We start from the raw sequence: 19,004 nt of genomic DNA, 5'->3' as shown, positions 1-19,004 counted from the left end.
ATCATCTGCATTTTAGCTAAACGATAGCTTTGATATATTATGGCTTTAACAATTGAGGACACATTTGGTGTTACATGTTTGGTTAAGAGCGCAGCACAGTCCACTAGCGGTCTGGCATGAAGACAGTCAACACTGGCAGTTGGTCGAGGGTTGGCAGCAGCTACAGGATATCTATAGTCGCTATAAAGCAAATAGCCAAAAAGCCATTTGTCTTTATTTTCCATCTACCCATATGTTACAGGTCGATACGGAGCTAAACAGCACTCAGCTTAAGCAGTTAGGCAGTAGTGGCAAGCAGTACTTGTTTGAAGAAACGTCTTTAACGCCTGTTGAGCAATTGGCTATTCGGCAAATGAGTCATAACAACACGCACCATCTATATGCGCTGGCACAAAGTGATATCGAGTTATGGCAACAAAGCGCAAAGATTGCTGGCATGAATATCATCGCCTTGCTGCCTGATTTTCTATTATTGCCACTGCCAGAAGAAGGGGCTGGGCAGCAAATTACCCTATATCAAGACAAAGAAACCGTGTTGCTTCGCCAATCTTTATATCAAGGGATGGCAGTCAGCTATTTACCGCTAATCTTTGAGCGTTTTCCGCATTTAAGCGAGATCTTGATAGTACCTGCCATTGATGACCCTGTTTACGATAACGGCTACGTTTCTGATATCATTACGACTGATAATGAGCTTGCTAATCGAACTGAGCTCGAAAACTCTATAGCAGCAGGCAGCTTTACCGCGATTACAGCTGACATGATAGCTGAGCATCAACTGTTATTAACCACACTAGTAACGACGCCAAAACCACTTGATAACGCAGAGCGTCATGCGCTGAACTTTTTTGTTAAGTCAACGGATTCGCAGTTGTCACCTTATCTTCGTGTGGCGATGATGGTGGCGTTATCAGCACTAGTATTGCAGATGGCGACCGATGCGGTGCAGTGGTATCAATATAATGAGGCAACAACTGCGACTAAGACTGAGATTGCGACACAATATCAGTCTTGGTTTCCAAATGAGCCACTCAGTACGCGTACCAAACTACAAGTTCAACTACAACCAAAATTGCGTAGCGATAGCCAAGCACCCGCGTCACATATGGCAGTCCTTTCGCGTATATCCCCTTTGATTAAACAGTCGTCATTAAAAGCGCAAGCATTGGTTATGCAGCCTTCAGCACTTAGCTTTACGTTGATTGCTCCTGATCGCGGCAGTCTTGATCAGTTTACTGCTACACTCGTCGCGCAAGGTCTAACGGCAAAACTAGAGCAAGTGAATGGCAATGAGCAAGGGCAGTTTAGCGGTCAAGTAACGGTCAATGTCATAGAAAACAACAGCAGTGTCGGCAATAAAGGGTAATGATGAAAATACTACAGCGCCGTACCAAACGTAGCTCAACGATGCTGCAGACAAGTGGATTATCAGCGCGAATAACAGGCTATCAAAACCTGCTATTTGTACGCTGGCAAGCATTGTCTTCTCGTGACCAGTTAGCTTTGCTACTACTGTCTGCTTTTTTACTATTGTTTGTTGGCGGTTATGGCGGTTACAGCATTCATCAGGCAGCCAACAATAGTAAAAGCGAGTATCAAGAGCAGGTTGCTGATTATTTTTGGTTGCGTGCTCAAGCAGGTAATATCGATAGTAATGCGTTAGTGGCTGCCAATACTACTGATGGTGCAGAGGTAATACCTGCTGCTAGTAGTGTCAATGCGCTGTTGACTAACTCAGGCATTGTAGAGGCGCAAGTAATTGCTAATGGTGAGACGGTACAATTGAGCTTTAATAATCCGAGTCAAGCAGTGGTGAGTGCTGCCCTTGGTAAGCTTGAACAACAAGGCTGGCAATTCACTCAGTTGTCTATGCAGCAAGATTTACTCACTAAAGCGATTCAGGTTCAGGCTACCGTGACCTCATCATAAAGGGGCAAGGGGCATTGGGATAAAGTTTACTCAGAAGTAGCCAATAGCTTTTATGCTAACAAACCCATTTATACAACAGACCTTATTGAAAAAGTACTTCTTAGACACTATAAAATAGCTATAACAAATGTTTCACTTTAAAATTCATGCCTCATTTATGTGTAGGGTTTTATAATCAGCACAATATGCTATGTATGCCATGACAGGTGATCATATAAATAATCCGATGAGTGATAATATGAATAATAAACAAAGCCGCTCTTTAGTAACGTATAACCACATTACGTATTTATTATATGTACTCAGTTATTTTACTGCCGGTTTACTGTGGATTGTGCCTATCTTTATGAATTATGCCAAACGTCGTGATGCTGATGGAACATGGCTTGCCACGCACTTTGACTGGCAGATTAAAACATTTTGGTACAGCATCGTATGGTTTATCGTGGGTATTGGCATCATCACTTTTGCTCTTGGTAGCTTTGGCGTGAGTATTATGGCGGATAGCGGTAATATCGCTGTCGGCTCGGTATTACTGGCTAGCATTGGTTTTATTATTATGGGTGTTGCCTTTATTTGGCATTTATACCGTATCGTGCGAGGCTGGATTGCTTTAGCGGATGGTCGACCTGTCCCTTAATAATTGAGCTACATCTTATTATAGAGAGTAGCTATCTATAGTCGATTCCAAATAAAATAGATACGCTATATTGCAACGCGGAACTGGAATAAATTTTTCTGGCGTGCTGTGCCTACGCCGACAGAGGCTGCGTAAAATTTACTCCAGTCCCGCTGTATCGTTTTAATACTGAATTCACTATATATTCTCTATAGTAAAATTGGCTGATGAAACTTTGGTCTTATTTCGACTAAGCTGATATAATCGCTGCGCTTGACCACATTGGTTTTCTTTATTCATTTTCACTTTCAAGCAGGGTCTGTCGTTACTATGTCTTATGCCTTACTTCGCCCTTTTTTGTTTAATATGGACCCTGAACACGCGCATGAAATGACCTTATCCTTATTGGATAAAGCTCATAAAGCGCGGGTTTTAGGTTTGGTTTATGGTCAATCTATGCAGCCAACTGATTGCATGGGCTTGCAATTCTCTAATCCTGTTGGGCTAGCAGCCGGACTGGATAAAAACGGCGATTATATTGACGCCTTAGCTGAGCTTGGTTTTGGCTTTATCGAAGTAGGCACGGTCACGCCAAAGCCGCAAGCTGGTAATGATAGACCGCGTTTATTTAGGCTCAAACAAGCAGACGCCATTATTAACCGTATGGGTTTTAACAATAAAGGTGTCGACTACCTCATTGAAAATGTGCAGCGCTGTAAATACAAAGGCAATATCGGCATTAATATCGGTAAAAATGCTGCAACGCCAGTTGAAAAAGCGGCTGATGACTATGTTTACTGCTTAGAGCGTGTTTACCCACATGCTTCCTACATCACTGTCAATATCTCTTCGCCAAATACCGCAAATTTACGTGACCTGCAAAGCGGAGAAGCATTAACCCACCTGTTAGATGCGATCAAAAACCGTCACAGTCAATTGGCAACAGAATACGGTTTTTATGTGCCATTGGTTCTTAAAGTCGCGCCTGATTTAGATCCAATACAGGTAGATTATATCTCTCAGCAACTGCTGGATTTCGAGATTGATGGTTTGATTGCGACCAATACCACGTTGAGCCGCGTAGGCGTTGAAGATTTGCCCGATGGCGATCAAGCAGGTGGTTTATCAGGTCGTCCGGTCAGCCACATTAGTACGCAGATTTTACAACAATTCTCTGATCAGCTGGATGGTAAAGTGGCATTGATTGGGGTCGGCGGTATCGATAGCGGCGCTAAAGCTGTCAAGAAAATCGAAGCGGGCGCAGATATGGTTCAGCTCTATTCAGGGCTTATTTACAAAGGGCCTGGGCTTGTACAGTCTTGTATACAGTCTATCGGTGGTTATTACGACGCGATGGAAAATTAATTGAAGCTATATGGATTAGATTAAAAGTATGAAGGCTTGTTATCTAATACTTAATTCAACACCTGATACAAAAGATATAAAGTAACGAGGCGGTAAACATGAGTGGTTTAGACATTGTGATTGCTGTTGTGGTGCTAATAGGCTTATGGCGCGGCTTTCAAGTGGGTCTGATTAAGACGGCAGTTGGTTTGGTCGGTTGGTTTATCGCTCTTATTGCAGCAAGTCGATTGGCCGCTTCCGTAGCACCGCAGTTATCGAGTATCATCCAGAACCCTGTCTTACAGATGGCTGCTGCTTTTTTATTGGTAGTGATTGCGATATTGGCTATCATGCACTTGGTTGCTTTTGTCTTTTCAGGTGTCTTAAAAACCTTACGTTTGGGTGTACTTGATAAGATGGCAGGTGGCCTATTAGGTGCTGCTAAAAATGTGCTGATGGTTTTGGTGATTCTTAGCATTAGTGCGCCACTATTGGTACAAATGCCGCAGTGGCAGACATCTGTACTGGCACCTGAGCTGTTACCTTATGCGCCTGTCGGTAAAGCGCTCGTCTCAGACATGTTTGGGATGGCTTGGGATCAGGTCAATCAATCATAAGGGTTGAATAAAAAGCTATTCAACCGCATCTAATATTCGTAAAATACCATCCATCAATTATCACTGCTTAATTATTAGCTTAATCATCAACCGTTTGTGTCATAGATCATTCTCTTCTTAAAAAGATTTTAATCTTAGCAAACATCATCAGCTTGGCGGCATATGATAGGTCACAAACTAAAGCGATTTTATCAGTAGTGATGCCGTTATTGTGTTTTTAATGTGTGGTTCAAATTCAAAATAGGATACAACTATGTGTGGAGTCGTTGGGGTCGCAGCTCATGAGCCGGTCAACCAAATTTTGTATGATGCCTTAACCATGTTGCAGCACCGTGGGCAAGATGCGGCAGGTATTGTGACTTTACAGGATGGACGTTTATATTTACGCAAAGAAAACGGCATGGTACGTGACGTTTTTATGAATCGCCATATGTTAAAGCTGGTCGGTAAGTTTGGTATCGGTCATGTGCGTTATCCAACTGCTGGAACGTCAAGCAGTGCTGAAGCGCAGCCTTTTTATGTCAACTCGCCTTACGGTATCACGCTGGCACATAATGGTAACTTGACCAATGCTGAGAGCTTGGCGAAGTCGCTTTATCAAGAAGATCGTCGTCATCTAAATACCGACTCAGATTCTGAGGTTTTGCTCAATGTGCTGGCACATGAAATGCAAAATCTAGGCAAAACCCATCCAACGCCTGCTGACATCTTTGAAGCCGTGACATCGGTTTATGGCCGTGTTGAAGGCGCTTATGGTGTAGTCGCTTTGATTACTGGTCATGGTTTGCTAGCATTTCGTGATCCAAACGGTATTCGTCCGCTTATATTTGGTAAGCGCATGGCAGCTAATGGTGGCACAGAATATATGGTGGCATCAGAATCGGTTGCTCTGACCGGTTCAGGTTTTAGTATTGTTCGTGATGTTAAGCCAGGCGAAGCTATATTTATTGATTTGGACCATAAATTGCATACGCATCAGTGCGTTGAGCAAAAAGAATATACACCTTGTATTTTTGAATATGTGTATTTTGCCCGTCCAGATTCTATTATGGACAATATCTCCGTTTATAAATCACGCCTACGTATGGGTGAAAAACTGGCCGATAAAATCCTTGCTGAATGGGGTGAAGATCATGATATCGATGTGGTCATTCCTATCCCTGATACCTCGCGTACCTCAGCGATGGAGCTAGCGCTAAAGATGAATATCAAGTACCGTGAAGGGTTTATGAAAAACCGCTATATCGGTCGCACCTTTATCATGCCAGGTCAGCAGCAACGCAAAAAGTCAGTGCGTCAAAAGCTAAGTGCAGTGCCACTAGAGTTTAAAGGTAAAAACGTACTCTTAGTTGATGATTCAATCGTCCGTGGTACAACCTGCCATGAGATTATCCAAATGGCACGCGATGCAGGTGCGCGCAAGGTATTCTTTGCCAGTGCAGCGCCACCGGTTAAGTATCCAAATGTCTATGGTATTGATATGCCAGTGCGTAGCGAACTTATTGCGTCAGGACATAGCGTTGAAGAAGTGCGTGATATCATTGGTGCTGACCGCTTAATTTTCCAAGATTTGGACGATTTGATTGAAGCGGTCAAAGATACTAAGCATAGTAAAGTTGAAGGTTTTGATTGTGCCGTATTTAATGGCTGCTACATCACTGGTCAAATCAATGAAGCGTATCTTGAGCATCTGCAAGAACAGCGTAACGACACTGCTAAAAAGGGTAAAAAAGGGGTACAAATAGTCGCTGATACGCCAGTAGATATGATGGGTGTAGAAGAACTTTAAGCCTCTTTATATCTTAAGATAAAGTAAGTAAAAAAGGCTGGATTCTCAATGAATTCAGCCTTTTTGCTATTAAATTTATTGTCGAAATATATAGTTTTAAGAGTGATTCTTTAGATTAAAAAATCATTAAATAACCATAAAAAGCCATTAATCGCAGTGATACCGACCACCATGCTGACCAGTAATTGACGGCTAATATGATAGACAAACAATACCAATAATAAAGCGCCAATTTGTGCCATTAATAAATGCACCTCTGCACTGTTCAAAGCAATATTGTGTGACAGTCCTTGATAAGACAAACTGGTTAAAATCAGTAGTACCATGACCGATAACGGTAAACTTTCATTTAATCGATGCAGCCAAGGCGTATCCAGTAGCTTTTTGGGTATTAAAGCGGGTAGAGCGCGGGTAATAAAAGTCACTGCTGCCATCGCGAACGTTGCAAAAATTAGATAACTACTGTTCATTACTGCCTCCTTGCACACTGCGCTGCACCCAAAATCCACGGACTAAAATCATAAGCATACAAATCGTAATCGCTACCAATAATAACCAGTTACTGGTAAAGAACGAGGCGATAACTAAAGCAATGACAGCAATAATAATAGGGAAATAACGTTTGATGCTTTGAAATTGCTCATAAGCTAAAATCGCAAACAGACAGACCAAGGCAAAATCCAAATGCGGTACTAAATCACTCAGTGCACTACCGATCATTACACCAATCGCACCTGCTAATACCCACCAGCTTTGATTGAATAAGCTTATGGGCACTATCAACGCTTGTCGTGATTCATTCGGCAAACTGGTCATCACCGAAAAAGTTTCGTCAGTTAGAGCAAACAAGCAATAGGTCTTGGCTATTTTATTCTTTGGTAGATATTGTAACAACGGCATGCCATAAAAAACATGACGCAAGTTAATAGCAGCAATATTGGTTGCGATATTGCCAATCGGTAATCCAGCACTTAACATTGGTAGGCAGGCATATTGAGCGGCACCCGCATACAACACCACGCTGAGCATAATCGTTGCCCATACTGGTATACCGGCAACTTGCGCAAGCACACCAAAGGCGATGCCCGCTGGCAAATAACCCATGGCAACTGGTAAGCTTTTTTTAAAGCCTTCTGTCCAGTCATAGCCCTGTACCTGAGTTTGATTGATCTCATTTGATTGAGTATTCACGTCACATCCTAGTTTTTACCATTTTTGTTTGTTATTAAATTTTAAAGGGAGCTTAATAGTGTAATGCTGATCAGTCAATGGTCAATGGTCAATGGTCAATGGTCAATGGTCAATGGTCAATGGTCAATGGTCAATGGTCAATGGTCAATGGTCAATGGTCAATGGTCAATGGTCAATGGTCAATGGTCAATGGTCAATGGTCAAGTTGGAGTTTTTCATAGCCACCAGTTTGATGAGCACGGTATAAAAATCCAGCAAGTATCAACATTCTTAGCAACAATAAACACCATACGCTGAGCCAGATGCCCGTCATATCCCACTGCTGATAAAACAACCAACTCAATGGGAAAAAGATAGCCGCTAATATAAGGGCTGCATTGCGAATAATGCTACCTGCTGTTAAACCAAAAAATATCCCATCTAACCAGTAAGCACCAACCCCGACAAGTGGTAACAGGACAGCATATAAATGATAGTCGTAAGCGAGCGTAAAAACAGGTTCGATATTGGTCATAAACTGTAAATATGTGGGCATGGCAAGCCACCATATCGTACTTAGCAGGATAGCAAGACCGTAGCTCACGATGCCAGTACGCTTCACAATAATGCGAAAGCGCGACCAATCTCGTCGACCTGCTGCTTGTCCACTTAACGTCTCAGCAGAGACTGCCACCCCGTCAAGGGCAAAGGCTGAGATGCTCAATACTTGTAATAAAATAGCATTGGCAGCAAGTATGACATCGCCGCTTTGAGCAGAGAGTCGAGTAATCCAAGCAAAGCTTAACGTTAAAATAAGCGTACGAATAAAAATATCTTTATTTAGTGAAAATAGCCTAAGCATCTCATCTTTATTAAAATGCTGCGGGTCAGCGGTAAATAACGCCTGCCAAGAGATTTTCAAATGTAGACGACTTAACCATAATGCCAATACTACGCCTAGCCAGAAGGCAATCGCTGTACCCAATGCGACACCGACCAAGCCCATATCCATTGCAAAAACAAAAAATAGTGTCAGAATGATATTGAGTATAGCGATAAAACCTTGTTGATATAGCATATAACGGGTCTTGCCTTGACCTGCAAACCAGCCAATAAAAGCAAAGTTCATTAGCTCAGCAATCACACCCCAAAAGCGCACATCTAAATAGGTCTTTGCTGCATCGCCGCTATCAGGATTGGCGGCAAGCGCTTGTAGACCAAAATCAATGAGCCAAGGTTTTACCAGTAGTAAAACGGCACCAATCATAAATGCCAAAACCAAAGCGCGTTGCAAGATGGACAACAGCGGTGATTGCTGACCACGGTTATCTTTTAACTCGCCGTTATGAGCAGTGCTTCTATTATCTAATTGCCCAAGAGCTTGAGCAGAAAGTCCAGACGAGGCATATTGCAAAAAGTTAAAACTGACGAGCAATAGTGATAGCAGTTGTACAGCAAGTCCGATACCAGCAAGTTTTGCCGTATCATTCATATTACCAATAATAGCTGTATCAATGACGCTTTGTAGTGGCATTGCAAGATTTGCCAATAATACTGGCAATGCAATAGCGATAATACGTGCATAGCGAGTATCAATAGGCGGCATAGGACGTGGCGGTAGGATAGATGACATAAGGCAATCGCTTAGATAGGCAGATTAAGAATGCTCATAGGTAGTGCTAAGGATAATAACTTATAGCAGCGCTAAAATTTTTAGGTATTGATTTGATTTTGACCATGATACATAAACAAAAGCACCTAGAGTCTAGGTGCTTTTTTCATGATCACGCTTATCTACTCACTTAATAGAGAATTTACCAAGTGAGCAGGGGTGCCATTATCAATCTTGTTCAAACATCTTTGGATCATTGAAAGTCACGATTTCTTCTTCAAACTCAGGTTTTACTTTGACGATAAAGTCATCACGTGACAGACCCATCGCTAGAGGAATCGAGCTTGCAATATAGGTAGAGGAGTAAGTACCAGCAAGTAAACCAATAAACAGTGCAGCTGAGAACCAGAATAAGCCATCACCGCCCAAGAACAGCATTGCTAATACCACTAATAGCACGGTTGAAATGGTCATAATCGTACGGCGTAGTGTCTCTGTCAATGACAAATCAATCGTTTGACGCGGACTAATACCGCGGACACGGCGGAAATTTTCACGGATACGGTCATAGACAACGATGGTATCGTTCAATGAATAACCAATCAATGCCAAGATGGCTGCTAGTACTGTTAAATCAAATGGGAAGCCAAATAAGGCAAAGACACCGATGGTCACGATAGCATCATGGAACAAGGACAATACCGCGCCAAGCGCCAGTTTGAACTGGAAGCGCAGGGCGACATATCCCAGCATACACGCTAGTGCAAGCACAATCGACATGACTGAGCTTAAGTAAACCTCATTACCCACTTGACTACCGATAATATTCACATTGCTGATTTCAACATCGTTATTAGGTAGCGCTAATGCTTCGCTCAAGCTGGTGTTAAGACCATCGATGTTATCAGATTGAGGCGGCAAACGTATTAGCAGCTCTTGCGAGGTGCCTAGGTACTGCACGACTGCATCATCAAAGCCATTATCTGCCAACGCAGTAACCACATCACCTTGCTCGACAGATTGCTCATAGCGCACATCTGCTGACACGCCACCGGTAAAATCAAGACCAAGGTTTAAGCCATTGACCGCAATTGCAATGATACTACCAATCACCAAAATGATTGATAAAATACCCATTGGCTTTTCTATCTTCATAAAAGGGATGATACGCTGATCACCAACGGCTTTGATACCGCCTTCGGCATAGGCAGCTGCATCGTCAGCAGCGTCACCCAATGCTAAGTTAGGATCGATAGCAGCAGGCGCGAGCACCTGGCTATCTTTATCAGCGCTTTTGCCACTACGCGGATTTTTATTAGCTGATTTTTTAGCAGTGGCGTTATTGGTTTGGGTATTACTGCCTTTGCCATCACGGCGCGGCTTTTTACGGCGACGCGTAGTTGCTTCATTATTTGAGCCATTCGGTTCAGGATTGTTCTGTTTTTCTAGAGGATTGTTATTATCGATTGCCATAGTTTTCTCCTAACCGATGCTCAGACGTTTGATAGATTTACGCTTACCATAAGCAATTTGTATCAGTGCACGGGTGACCAAAATAGCCGTAAACAGCGAGCTGACAATACCAATGGCTAAAGTAATCGCAAAGCCTTTAATCGGACCTGTACCAATTGCAAATAAGATAAAGGCGACCAGTAAGGTTGTGATATTGGCATCGAAAATACTACTATAGGCGCGATCAAAACCTGCCACGATAGCCGATTTCGGTCTCACTCCATTAGCTATCTCCTCACGGATACGCTCAAAAATTAGAACGTTAGCATCGACCGCCATACCAATGGTCAATACGATACCAGCGATACCCGGTAACGTCAGTGATGAGCCTAAGATGGACATAATAGAGATAATAATAATAACGTTAACTGCTAGAGCAATATTGGCAATCACACCAAACAGACGATAGAAGATAATCATAAATGCAAAGACTAGTAAGTAACCAACCTGCGTAGAGAATAAGCCTTTATCAATATTTTCCTGACCCAGTGATGGACCAATGGTGCGCTCTTCAACAAAATACATTGGTGCCGCTAACGCGCCTGAGCGTAGTAACAATGCAAGCTCAGCGGCTTCAGCACTACTATCCAGACCAGTGATACGGAAAGATGAGCCTAGTACTGCTTGGATATTTGCACGGTTAATGACTTTTGTTTCAGCATATGGCGTCCGAACTTCAATCGTTTCGCCAGTAACTGGGTCTTCTTCATAAGCGATGCGCTGTTTATTTTCAATAAACAATACTGCCATTTGTTTGCCAACCGCTGTACGGGTAGCATTCTGCATCAGCTTACCACCAGCACTGTCTAAGGTGATACTAACCTCAGGTGAACCACTTTCATCAATACCGGTTTGAGCATTGGTAACTTTATCACCAGTGACAATCGCTTGGCGCTCTAATAATACTGGCGGACCATCAAGGGTTTCAAATGGGAATGCTTCAGTACCGGCAGGCGGAATACCGCCTGTATAGTTTTCGGCACCTTCAGCGACCATACGGAATTCAAGATTGGCCGTACGACCAAGGACGCGTTTTGCCTCAGCGGTATCTTGTACACCTGGTAGCTCAACGACGATACGGCTAGCACCTTGTGATTGTACCAAGGCTTCTGTTACCCCAAGCTCAGCAATACGATTGCGTAGGGTAGTCAAGTTTTGATTGACCGCATAGCTGTTGATTTCATCAAGCGTTGCATCGTTATACGCCAAAATCAGGGCAGGGCCTTGCTCATCAATAGAAGATTGCAGGGCAAAGGTGTTACCCATTGAGCTTTGCAAAACGTTTTGGGCACGGTTACGAGTGTCTGTATCGGAAAAATGCAATACCACGCTACGCTTGTCGTTTTTGATACCTTTAACAGCAATGCGCTCAGCTCTTAGATCTCGTCGAATATCGCGACTGGCACTGGTCAGACGTTGTTCGAGCGCCTTATCCATATCAACTTCTAAGACGAAACGAACGCCGCCACGCAAATCAAGACCAAGTTTCATGGGCTTTGCGCCGATATCACGCAACCACTGCGGCGTTGTCTGCGCTAAGTTCAGTGCGACCACATAGTTCTCACCCAAGTTTTTTCTCAATACTTCCTGAGCTTTGAGCTGATCGACTGGATTGTCAAGACGTACCAATGCACTGTTACCTTTAAACGTACCATCATGGTAGTTCAAGCCAGCTTCTTTTAACAAGTCTTGTGACTGCGTTAAAATGCCATCAGACAACTGTGTGCCTGCTGCAGCACTGGTAATCTGTACGGCAGGTTCGTCAGGATATAAGTTAGGAGCAGCGTATAGACCGGCAATGATAAGTACGACGGTGATGAGTAGGTATTTCCAAGCGGGATATTGCATAATCACTTCTTTAGGTTGATAAACTACTGGCGACGCAGGCCACAAGTTAGCAGATGGGAAGTTAGCGATAACAATGGTGAGGTGCTTATTTAGCTGCCATAGAAGCCATGATAGTGCACCACTGTGATCATCCGCGATGATAATAAAGCATAAAACGGTAAAGCCAAAAATGACCGTAAATAATGTACGGTCATTTTATAATCATTACAACTGTTAATTGATGCTGATACAGTAATAGCCAGTCATTATCGTGCTGAATAACTTTAACGATCACATATATCAATTATCAAAGATGCCAATGACGTTTAAACGCTTTCGATGGTACCAGCTGGCAATACTGAAATAACAGAAGCACGTTGTACCTTGATATCTGTATTATTATTTAAGCTTACCACTGCATAATCGCCTTCCAAATGTTTGATACGACCCATCAAACCACCAGCAAATATGATTTCACTGCCGACTGTCAAAGCACTTACCATAGCGCGATGTTCTTTAGTACGTTTTGATTGTGGACGAATCACCAAAAAGTAAAAAATAGCAAAAAAAGCAACTGGTAATAAGATTTGACCGAACAGTGATGCCGCACCGGCAGTTTCAGCAGCATGAGCGGCTTGGATAAATAACAACATAGTTTCTCTCGACAAGTTATAGATAACAATTAATTTAGACGCATAGTAGCAAAAAATACCAGACTTGGTAACTGTTAATCATAAGCTGGTTATGTTTTTCTTAAGCTAAAGGCATGTTGATAGCGCATTACTTTGCCTATCTTACTTTTTAAACTGTCTACATTATATAGAAACCATTGACTTATAAAACAAGCCCAATAGCAAATAGTTAACATGCCATCAAGCGAAACCCGTATTTCTCTCATTCTCAAATGTGTCTTGATTATTGAAATATATAGCGATTTATTGTGAAATAAGCGCATCAATGCTACTATCGAAAGCAAATAGTCGCCAGTTTTTACAGTAAGATTTAAGCCATTGTGCTGAGCGATATGTGCTCATTTATATATCAAAGATCCAGACCATATCAGATAATATTTTCTATCTGCTTGGCTCTGCTCATGATATATTGTGACTTCCTTTTACTTCTTTGTTTAGGTTACCTAACTTGTTCACCTCTTTTATGTCTGTACCTCGTTTACATCGTTCGCGTGCTTGTCGTAAAGACGCCTCTGCCAAACCTCCCCCGACGATGCTTGGCGATACTCGATTGAGTATCAAATCATTGTTGGCGTTATCTGTCTGGATAACGCTGCTGCTACCGCAAACGGTCTGGGCAGCTGAAGGAGTAGCGGACCCAAGTACAAGTAGCATATTGCTGCTCATACTATATGTACTCGTTGCCATTGGTATCTCATTTATCTGTTCACTGGCAGAGTCAGCACTCCTGACGATGACGCCGTCTTATATCGCTGATGTTCAAGAGCGCAATCCAAAAAAAGCCCATATGTTAAGACGCCTAAAGATTGATAATATCGATCAGTCCTTGGCTGCTATTTTGACCTTGAATACAGTGGCACATACACTAGGCTCGATAGGCGCAGGTGCGCAAGCGACGATTGTATTTGGTAGTGCTTGGTTTGGTTTGTTTTCTGCCATCATGACCCTTGCTATTTTATTCTTATCTGAGATTATTCCAAAGACCTTAGGTACGATGTACTGGCGTCAACTCAGTGGCATGGTTGCCTACTTTGTACGTGGTATTATTTTACTGCTATATCCACTAATTTGGATCTCAGAAAAACTCACCAAGCTGCTGGTACGTGGTAAAGAGCCACAAACCTTTAGCCGTCGCGAATTTGCCGCGCTTGCCAGTATTGGTGAAGAAGCCGGACAAATCGATCCATTAGAGTCGCGTATTATCCGAAACTTACTGGCATTTGGTGCTATTAAGGTTGAAGATATTATGACGCCGCGTTCGGTGATGCTGGCTTTTGAAGAGAATAAAACAGTAGCAGAGTTGCTGGTTGATCGTCCAAAATTGACCTTTTCTAGACTACCGATTTATGATGGTGATTTGGATAATATTACAGGCTTTGTATTGAAAACAGATATGCTGTTAGCAAAAGTGAATCATGCTGTACACAAGCCATTGACGCAGTTTAAACGTGACATTACTTTTGTTTTTTCAAAGATGAAATTGTTTGATTTGCTTGAGCTGATGCTGAAAAACCGTATCCATATTGCCATTACGGTCGGTGAATACGGGGAAGTCAAAGGTTTAGTTACTCTAGAAGATGTGTTTGAAACTCTCTTAGGTCTTGAGATTGTCGATGAGATAGATCGCGTTGAAGACATGCAAGCATTGGCACGGCAAATGATGGACAGACGTGTCGAGCGTTTGGGTATGAAGCTGAGCGATGATGAGCATTATGAAGACTATACGGCTGAGAATAAGCAGTAAAAACTTAGTCAGTTTTTACTGCGTAAACTACTGATAGTTTATCGTATGCTTTTTATAAGATAGCTCATTTATTCAAAAAGCATACTTTACTGAGGTAGTCGCAATAATTACACAGGGTGTCACATGGCTGTGAGAATTAAGTGATAGGCTAAAAGTATCCTAATAAGACGCTGCTAGAAATCTAATATAAAAGCACTTGTTAGAAATGCCTATCAATAGAAATACTCGTTAATTACTGCATCGATTGAAGATACTAGTTCGTCAGTAGTTAAAAGTTTAGAGTATAAGATTTATTGGATATAAATAGCACTCTATAATTAAATCGTAGCTATTTCATTGTCGTTCAATAGTAATGATTATAAAGCCACCATTAAGGAATATCATGAAACAACTATGGGGAAAAGGGCTATTGGCTCTATTGATAAAAGGTGCCAGCTTGGCGGCAATCGTTGCTGCTGTCAGCACCATAACTATCACTGCGCAAGCAGCAACCATGACTGAAGCCTTGGTACAAAACTACGCAACTGCTATGAAGTCTGCCGCTAATAATCGAAATATTAATCAGGTGGCGCGTTTGGTTTCTGATGAGGCATTGATTTCGTTGTCAAGAAAAGGCAAGTCTACCAGTTTGGATAAAGAGGCTTATTTAAAATTGCTGCAAAATAGTTGGGGCAATACCTCAAACTATCGCTATGACATCAATGTTGATAACATTGTAATTTCAGGTGAACAAGCAAAAGCCAATGTAACGACCAATGAAAGCTGGGTCAAAGATGGTCAAAAGGTCTCCTTTGTTACTACTTCAAGAGTGACACTGGCTTTGTCTACTGGTGACGCCATACTTTTGCGTGCTGTATCCCAAGTTACGATTAATTAGTCTTCGTTCAATAATAAAGTCAGCCAATGAGCGGAACCTTTAGCCATCAATGATAGGGCACATTAATTTTTGTGCATTATCTTTTATATTGAGCTGGTCTTTATTCGATATTGCGTACTATACTGTCGATCAACTTTATTTCATCACTTCTCGTTGTTAGGAAACTTCCATTATCATGTCTACTGTGTCATCAAACTATCGCTCATTCATAGCTTTACCATTGACGCTTGCGGTGTCAACTCTTCTTATTAGTGCGTGTAGTAATACATCAGCGGTGAAAAAGACGGGGGCGACTGGCAGCACAGCTGTGGTTAAGCGTCCTACCACGCAAGTTCAGCCAACGGGAAATGCAGATTATTCGACTGCATTTTTGGATGCTGAAAGCTTAGATGAGCTTGCTGATTTATTGGAAGCCACTGATATGACTATGGTTGAGGGCAACAAACTTGCTATTCAACAGTATGGTGACTTGTGGAATCGCCTGCGAGCTGGGTATCGGATGAACGGTGGACAGCCTGTTTATAATCAGCGTATTGAAGCACAAAAAGGCTGGTTTACCAGTAGACAGGATTATTTAAACCGTTTAACAGCGCGTGCCAGTCGCTATATTTATCACACAGTAAGAGAGGCAGAGCGTCGCAATATCCCAACTGAGCTGGCTTTGTTACCTGTGATTGAGAGCTCCTACGATCCAAGTGGCACCAGTAGTGCGGCAGCAGCAGGTTTATGGCAGTTTATTCCAAGTACGGGACGTATTTATGGTCTAAATCAAAGCAGTACATATGATGGTCGCCGTGATGTGATTGAGTCAACACGTGCCGCTTATGACTTTCTGACGGCATTGCACAATCAGTTTGGTAGTTGGGAGCTGGCGTTGGCCGCTTATAATGCCGGTCCTGGTCGTGTGCAAAAAGCCATTGATGCCAATAGAGCTCAAGGTTTACCTACCGATTATTGGTCACTCAGATTACCGACTGAAACCATGAACTATGTACCACGCTTTTTGGCAGTTGCCGAAATCGTTGCCAAACCTGAAAAATACGGTGTCTATTTACCGGCTATCGCTAACCGTCAGCATTTCCGTAGTGTGCCTGTCAACTATGGCGTAAGCTTAGCTGAAGTATCGCAAGTCACGGGTGTTAGCTACGATGAATTAGAAAGATTAAATACAGCGTTAACCTCAGCACGTATCGATTCATCAGGGCCGCAGCGTATTATTATTCCTAATGATGTCAGTCTGACCACTGATGTGAAGCTGAGCGCTTTGAGGGGTAATGGCAGTAGTAATATTCTCGCCTCTAGCAATGCTGTTACGACGACTACGCCAAGCTACTCTGGGTCAACAACGCCAAGCTATAATAATAAGCCATATACTACCAGCTCATCATTACCGGGTACTGGCAAAGGTCTTGCTGACTATGCTGCCAGTGCGAGCGTCCCGCAGCAAACCACCAGCTATATTCCGCCATCGTCATCAACGACCAGCAGCTCAGTTTATAGTAGCAGTGCCTCAGTGCGTACAGAGCCACCTTTAACCTCAGCAGAGACCAAAAAAATCAATGCTGAGCTGAAAAGTAGTAACAGCTTACCGACCACATCAGCACAAATCACTCAAAACAATACCATTATTCAAGAGCCGCCACTAAGTAAAGCGGAGCGTGATTTTATTGCCAATCAAATTCGTATTAATACGCCTGAAACCAATGTCATTAACGCCGATGGTAATATCAATCTATCTGCCGTACAGACGCAGCAGTCCGTCTTAGAAGCCACGGGACAAGAGAAGAAACTGAGCTTCCCAAAAACCTCAGTTAGTAAGCCAAAACCGCAAGGCACACGTACCACTTATACGGTTAAACGCGGTGATACTTTGGCTAATATCGCCAGTCGCTCTGGTGTGAGCTGGCGCGATATTGCAGAATGGAATCAGATGGATGCCAGTGCCAAGCTACTCTCTGGTAGTACTTTGTATCTATATAATGCCAAAACTATCGAGCCATTGAGCGCTACCAGCAGTACTGTCGCGAGCCAGCCTGAAAGTTATGTGGTACAAGGCGGCGACACGCTTATAGGTACTGCCAATCGCTTTGGTTTATCAGTGACGCAGTTAGCAAGTTATAATAATTTGAGCAGCCGTGCAGACTTATTAAGAGGTCAGAAACTATGGCTTATCCCAGGCAAAGTAACAGCGCCAGTCAGCACTCCTGCCGCGCCATCTACTAAACCTAAGAAGTCATCGACTGCGACCAAAAACTATAAAGTAAAAGCGGGTGATGGCTTGATTGCACTTGCACGCCAATTTAATATAACGACTGAGACATTGGCCAGTCTTAATGATATTGGTACGACAGATTCATTATACGTCGGTCAGACCTTAAAAGTACCTGCTAGTGTAGACTTTACTTCTAACAGTGCGCCTACTGCTACACAGAGCACTGCTAGTAGCAATAACACCACAACCAAAGCCAGCAGTTCAAGCTCAGCGCCGACTAGTAATTATAAAGTCAAATCAGGGGATACCTTGATTGGCATTGCTAATAGTGTTGGGGTCAGCGCAGAAGATATTGCTGCCGTAAACAGTAACTTTGATGCTAAGGCGCGTTTGCAACGTGGACAAACGATTAAAGTTCCTGTATCAAAAGAATTGGTTGATCGTCAGCTAAACGATGAGGCAGTCAGCTACAAGGTAAAATCAGGCGATACTTTGACGGGTGTTGCTCAGCGTTACAATATTGGCTTGGGTGATTTGGCAGCAGCTAATAATCTCAAGACCAATTCTAACTTGATCTTAGGTCGCACGATTACCATTCCTGCTAAAGGTAGCGTGAGTACTAGTGCCAATGCTGCGGCCAGTAGCAAGAGCAGTAGTTCGGTGAGCACAGAGACAAATAGTAAGTCTGATAGCGCGCCAGCTACCAGTAATAGCGGCAAAAAGCTCGGCAACACAGAAAGCTATAAGGTGCAGTCTGGCGATGGACTCATCGCTTTAGCACGCCGCTTCGGTGTTTCAGTTGAAGACTTGGCTGCTACCAATGATATTTCGACTAAAGCTCAATTACAACGTGGTCAGACCATCAAAGTGCCGAAAGTAACGGTCAGCTATACGGTTGGCTCAGGAGACAGCTTGATTGGTTTGGCACGTAAATACGACGTTTCAACCAAAGAGCTTGCGGATATGAATAATATTGCAGTCGATACCATGCTGCAACGCGGTCAACGCTTAACGGTGCCTAATCGCTAATCTGTTCGTATTTGAATAAATGTTGTTAATA

General features: G+C 42.8%; 16 protein-coding genes. 10 read left to right on the top strand and 6 right to left on the bottom strand.

Annotation, left to right across the window (positions count from 1 at the left end; all coding sequences use genetic code 11):
* The first annotated feature begins 67 nt into the window (after positions 1-67).
* The 6 genes from gspL to purF all read left to right on the top strand — a co-directional run bounded on the left by gspL (position 68) and on the right by purF (position 6,298).
* Complete coding sequence (gene gspL / locus FQ082_RS07940; protein ID WP_149492696.1) at positions 68-1,366, top strand: type II secretion system protein GspL; 1,299 nt, start codon at positions 68-70, stop codon at positions 1,364-1,366.
* The gene (gene gspM / locus FQ082_RS07935) at positions 1,366-1,929 is read left to right on the top strand and encodes a type II secretion system protein GspM (RefSeq protein ID WP_262498185.1); all 564 of its coding nucleotides are present in this window, start codon (positions 1,366-1,368) and stop codon (positions 1,927-1,929) included. The genes gspL and gspM overlap by 1 nt, the downstream gene beginning before the upstream one ends.
* A 238-nt stretch (positions 1,930-2,167) precedes the next feature.
* Positions 2,168-2,569, top strand: coding sequence for a DUF4870 family protein (locus FQ082_RS07930; protein ID WP_226939338.1), 402 nt, complete (start codon positions 2,168-2,170; stop codon positions 2,567-2,569).
* Positions 2,570-2,878: 309 nt separating this feature from the next.
* A complete protein-coding gene (locus tag FQ082_RS07925; RefSeq protein ID WP_149492694.1) occupies positions 2,879-3,913 on the top strand; it encodes a quinone-dependent dihydroorotate dehydrogenase in 1,035 nt (344 codons plus the stop codon).
* A gap of 98 nt (positions 3,914-4,011) precedes the next feature.
* A complete protein-coding gene (locus tag FQ082_RS07920) occupies positions 4,012-4,509 on the top strand; it encodes a CvpA family protein (RefSeq protein ID WP_011513439.1) in 498 nt (165 codons plus the stop codon).
* Between the two features lie 253 nt (positions 4,510-4,762).
* Positions 4,763-6,298 carry an amidophosphoribosyltransferase gene (gene purF, locus FQ082_RS07915; RefSeq protein WP_149492693.1) on the top strand — a complete coding sequence of 512 codons (1,536 nt, stop codon included), beginning with the start codon at positions 4,763-4,765 and terminating at the stop codon, positions 6,296-6,298.
* A gap of 110 nt (positions 6,299-6,408) precedes the next feature.
* Here the strand turns inward: purF and FQ082_RS07910 are convergent, their stop codons facing one another.
* Both FQ082_RS07910 and FQ082_RS07905 read right to left on the bottom strand, forming a co-directional pair.
* Positions 6,409-6,768: an AzlD domain-containing protein gene (locus tag FQ082_RS07910; protein WP_149492692.1), complete on the bottom strand. Its 360-nt coding sequence runs from the start codon at positions 6,766-6,768 to the stop codon at positions 6,409-6,411.
* The gene (locus FQ082_RS07905; protein WP_149492691.1) at positions 6,758-7,489 is read right to left on the bottom strand and encodes an AzlC family ABC transporter permease; all 732 of its coding nucleotides are present in this window, start codon (positions 7,487-7,489) and stop codon (positions 6,758-6,760) included. Before FQ082_RS07905 ends, FQ082_RS07910 begins: the two co-directional genes overlap by 11 nt.
* A 77-nt stretch (positions 7,490-7,566) precedes the next feature.
* On the opposite strand from FQ082_RS07905, the gene FQ082_RS13020 reads away from it, so the two are divergent.
* Positions 7,567-7,710, top strand: a complete 144-nt coding sequence (locus tag FQ082_RS13020) for a hypothetical protein (protein ID WP_188018929.1) — start codon at positions 7,567-7,569, stop codon at positions 7,708-7,710.
* Here the strand turns inward: FQ082_RS13020 and FQ082_RS07900 are convergent.
* From FQ082_RS07900 to yajC, 4 genes are all read right to left on the bottom strand, one after another.
* On the bottom strand, positions 7,683-9,101 hold the full coding sequence (locus tag FQ082_RS07900; protein WP_149492690.1) for an MATE family efflux transporter: 1,419 nt from the start codon (positions 9,099-9,101) through the stop codon (positions 7,683-7,685). The genes FQ082_RS13020 and FQ082_RS07900 overlap by 28 nt on opposite strands.
* A gap of 207 nt (positions 9,102-9,308) precedes the next feature.
* Positions 9,309-10,553: a protein translocase subunit SecF gene (gene secF, locus FQ082_RS07895; RefSeq protein ID WP_149492689.1), complete on the bottom strand. Its 1,245-nt coding sequence runs from the start codon at positions 10,551-10,553 to the stop codon at positions 9,309-9,311.
* 9 nt (positions 10,554-10,562) lie between these two features.
* A complete protein-coding gene (gene secD, locus FQ082_RS07890; RefSeq protein ID WP_133104192.1) occupies positions 10,563-12,440 on the bottom strand; it encodes a protein translocase subunit SecD in 1,878 nt (625 codons plus the stop codon).
* 305 nt (positions 12,441-12,745) lie between these two features.
* Positions 12,746-13,072: a preprotein translocase subunit YajC gene (yajC, locus tag FQ082_RS07885; protein WP_011513446.1), complete on the bottom strand. Its 327-nt coding sequence runs from the start codon at positions 13,070-13,072 to the stop codon at positions 12,746-12,748.
* A 502-nt stretch (positions 13,073-13,574) separates the two neighbouring features.
* On the opposite strand from yajC, the gene FQ082_RS07880 reads away from it, so the two are divergent.
* From FQ082_RS07880 to FQ082_RS07870, 3 genes are all read left to right on the top strand, one after another.
* Complete coding sequence (locus FQ082_RS07880) at positions 13,575-14,855, top strand: CNNM domain-containing protein (protein ID WP_149492745.1); 1,281 nt, start codon at positions 13,575-13,577, stop codon at positions 14,853-14,855.
* Between the two features lie 382 nt (positions 14,856-15,237).
* Positions 15,238-15,732: a hypothetical protein gene (locus FQ082_RS07875; protein ID WP_011513448.1), complete on the top strand. Its 495-nt coding sequence runs from the start codon at positions 15,238-15,240 to the stop codon at positions 15,730-15,732.
* A gap of 175 nt (positions 15,733-15,907) precedes the next feature.
* The gene (locus FQ082_RS07870; protein ID WP_149492688.1) at positions 15,908-18,973 is read left to right on the top strand and encodes a LysM peptidoglycan-binding domain-containing protein; all 3,066 of its coding nucleotides are present in this window, start codon (positions 15,908-15,910) and stop codon (positions 18,971-18,973) included.
* Positions 18,974-19,004: the final 31 nt, after the last annotated feature.

This window comes from Psychrobacter sp. ANT_H56B (assembly GCF_008369245.1).
In the GTDB taxonomy this organism is placed as follows: domain Bacteria; phylum Pseudomonadota; class Gammaproteobacteria; order Pseudomonadales; family Moraxellaceae; genus Psychrobacter; species Psychrobacter cryohalolentis.
The sequence above is the reverse complement of the archived record's forward strand: the minus strand, read 5'-3'. Positions and strand labels throughout refer to the sequence as shown.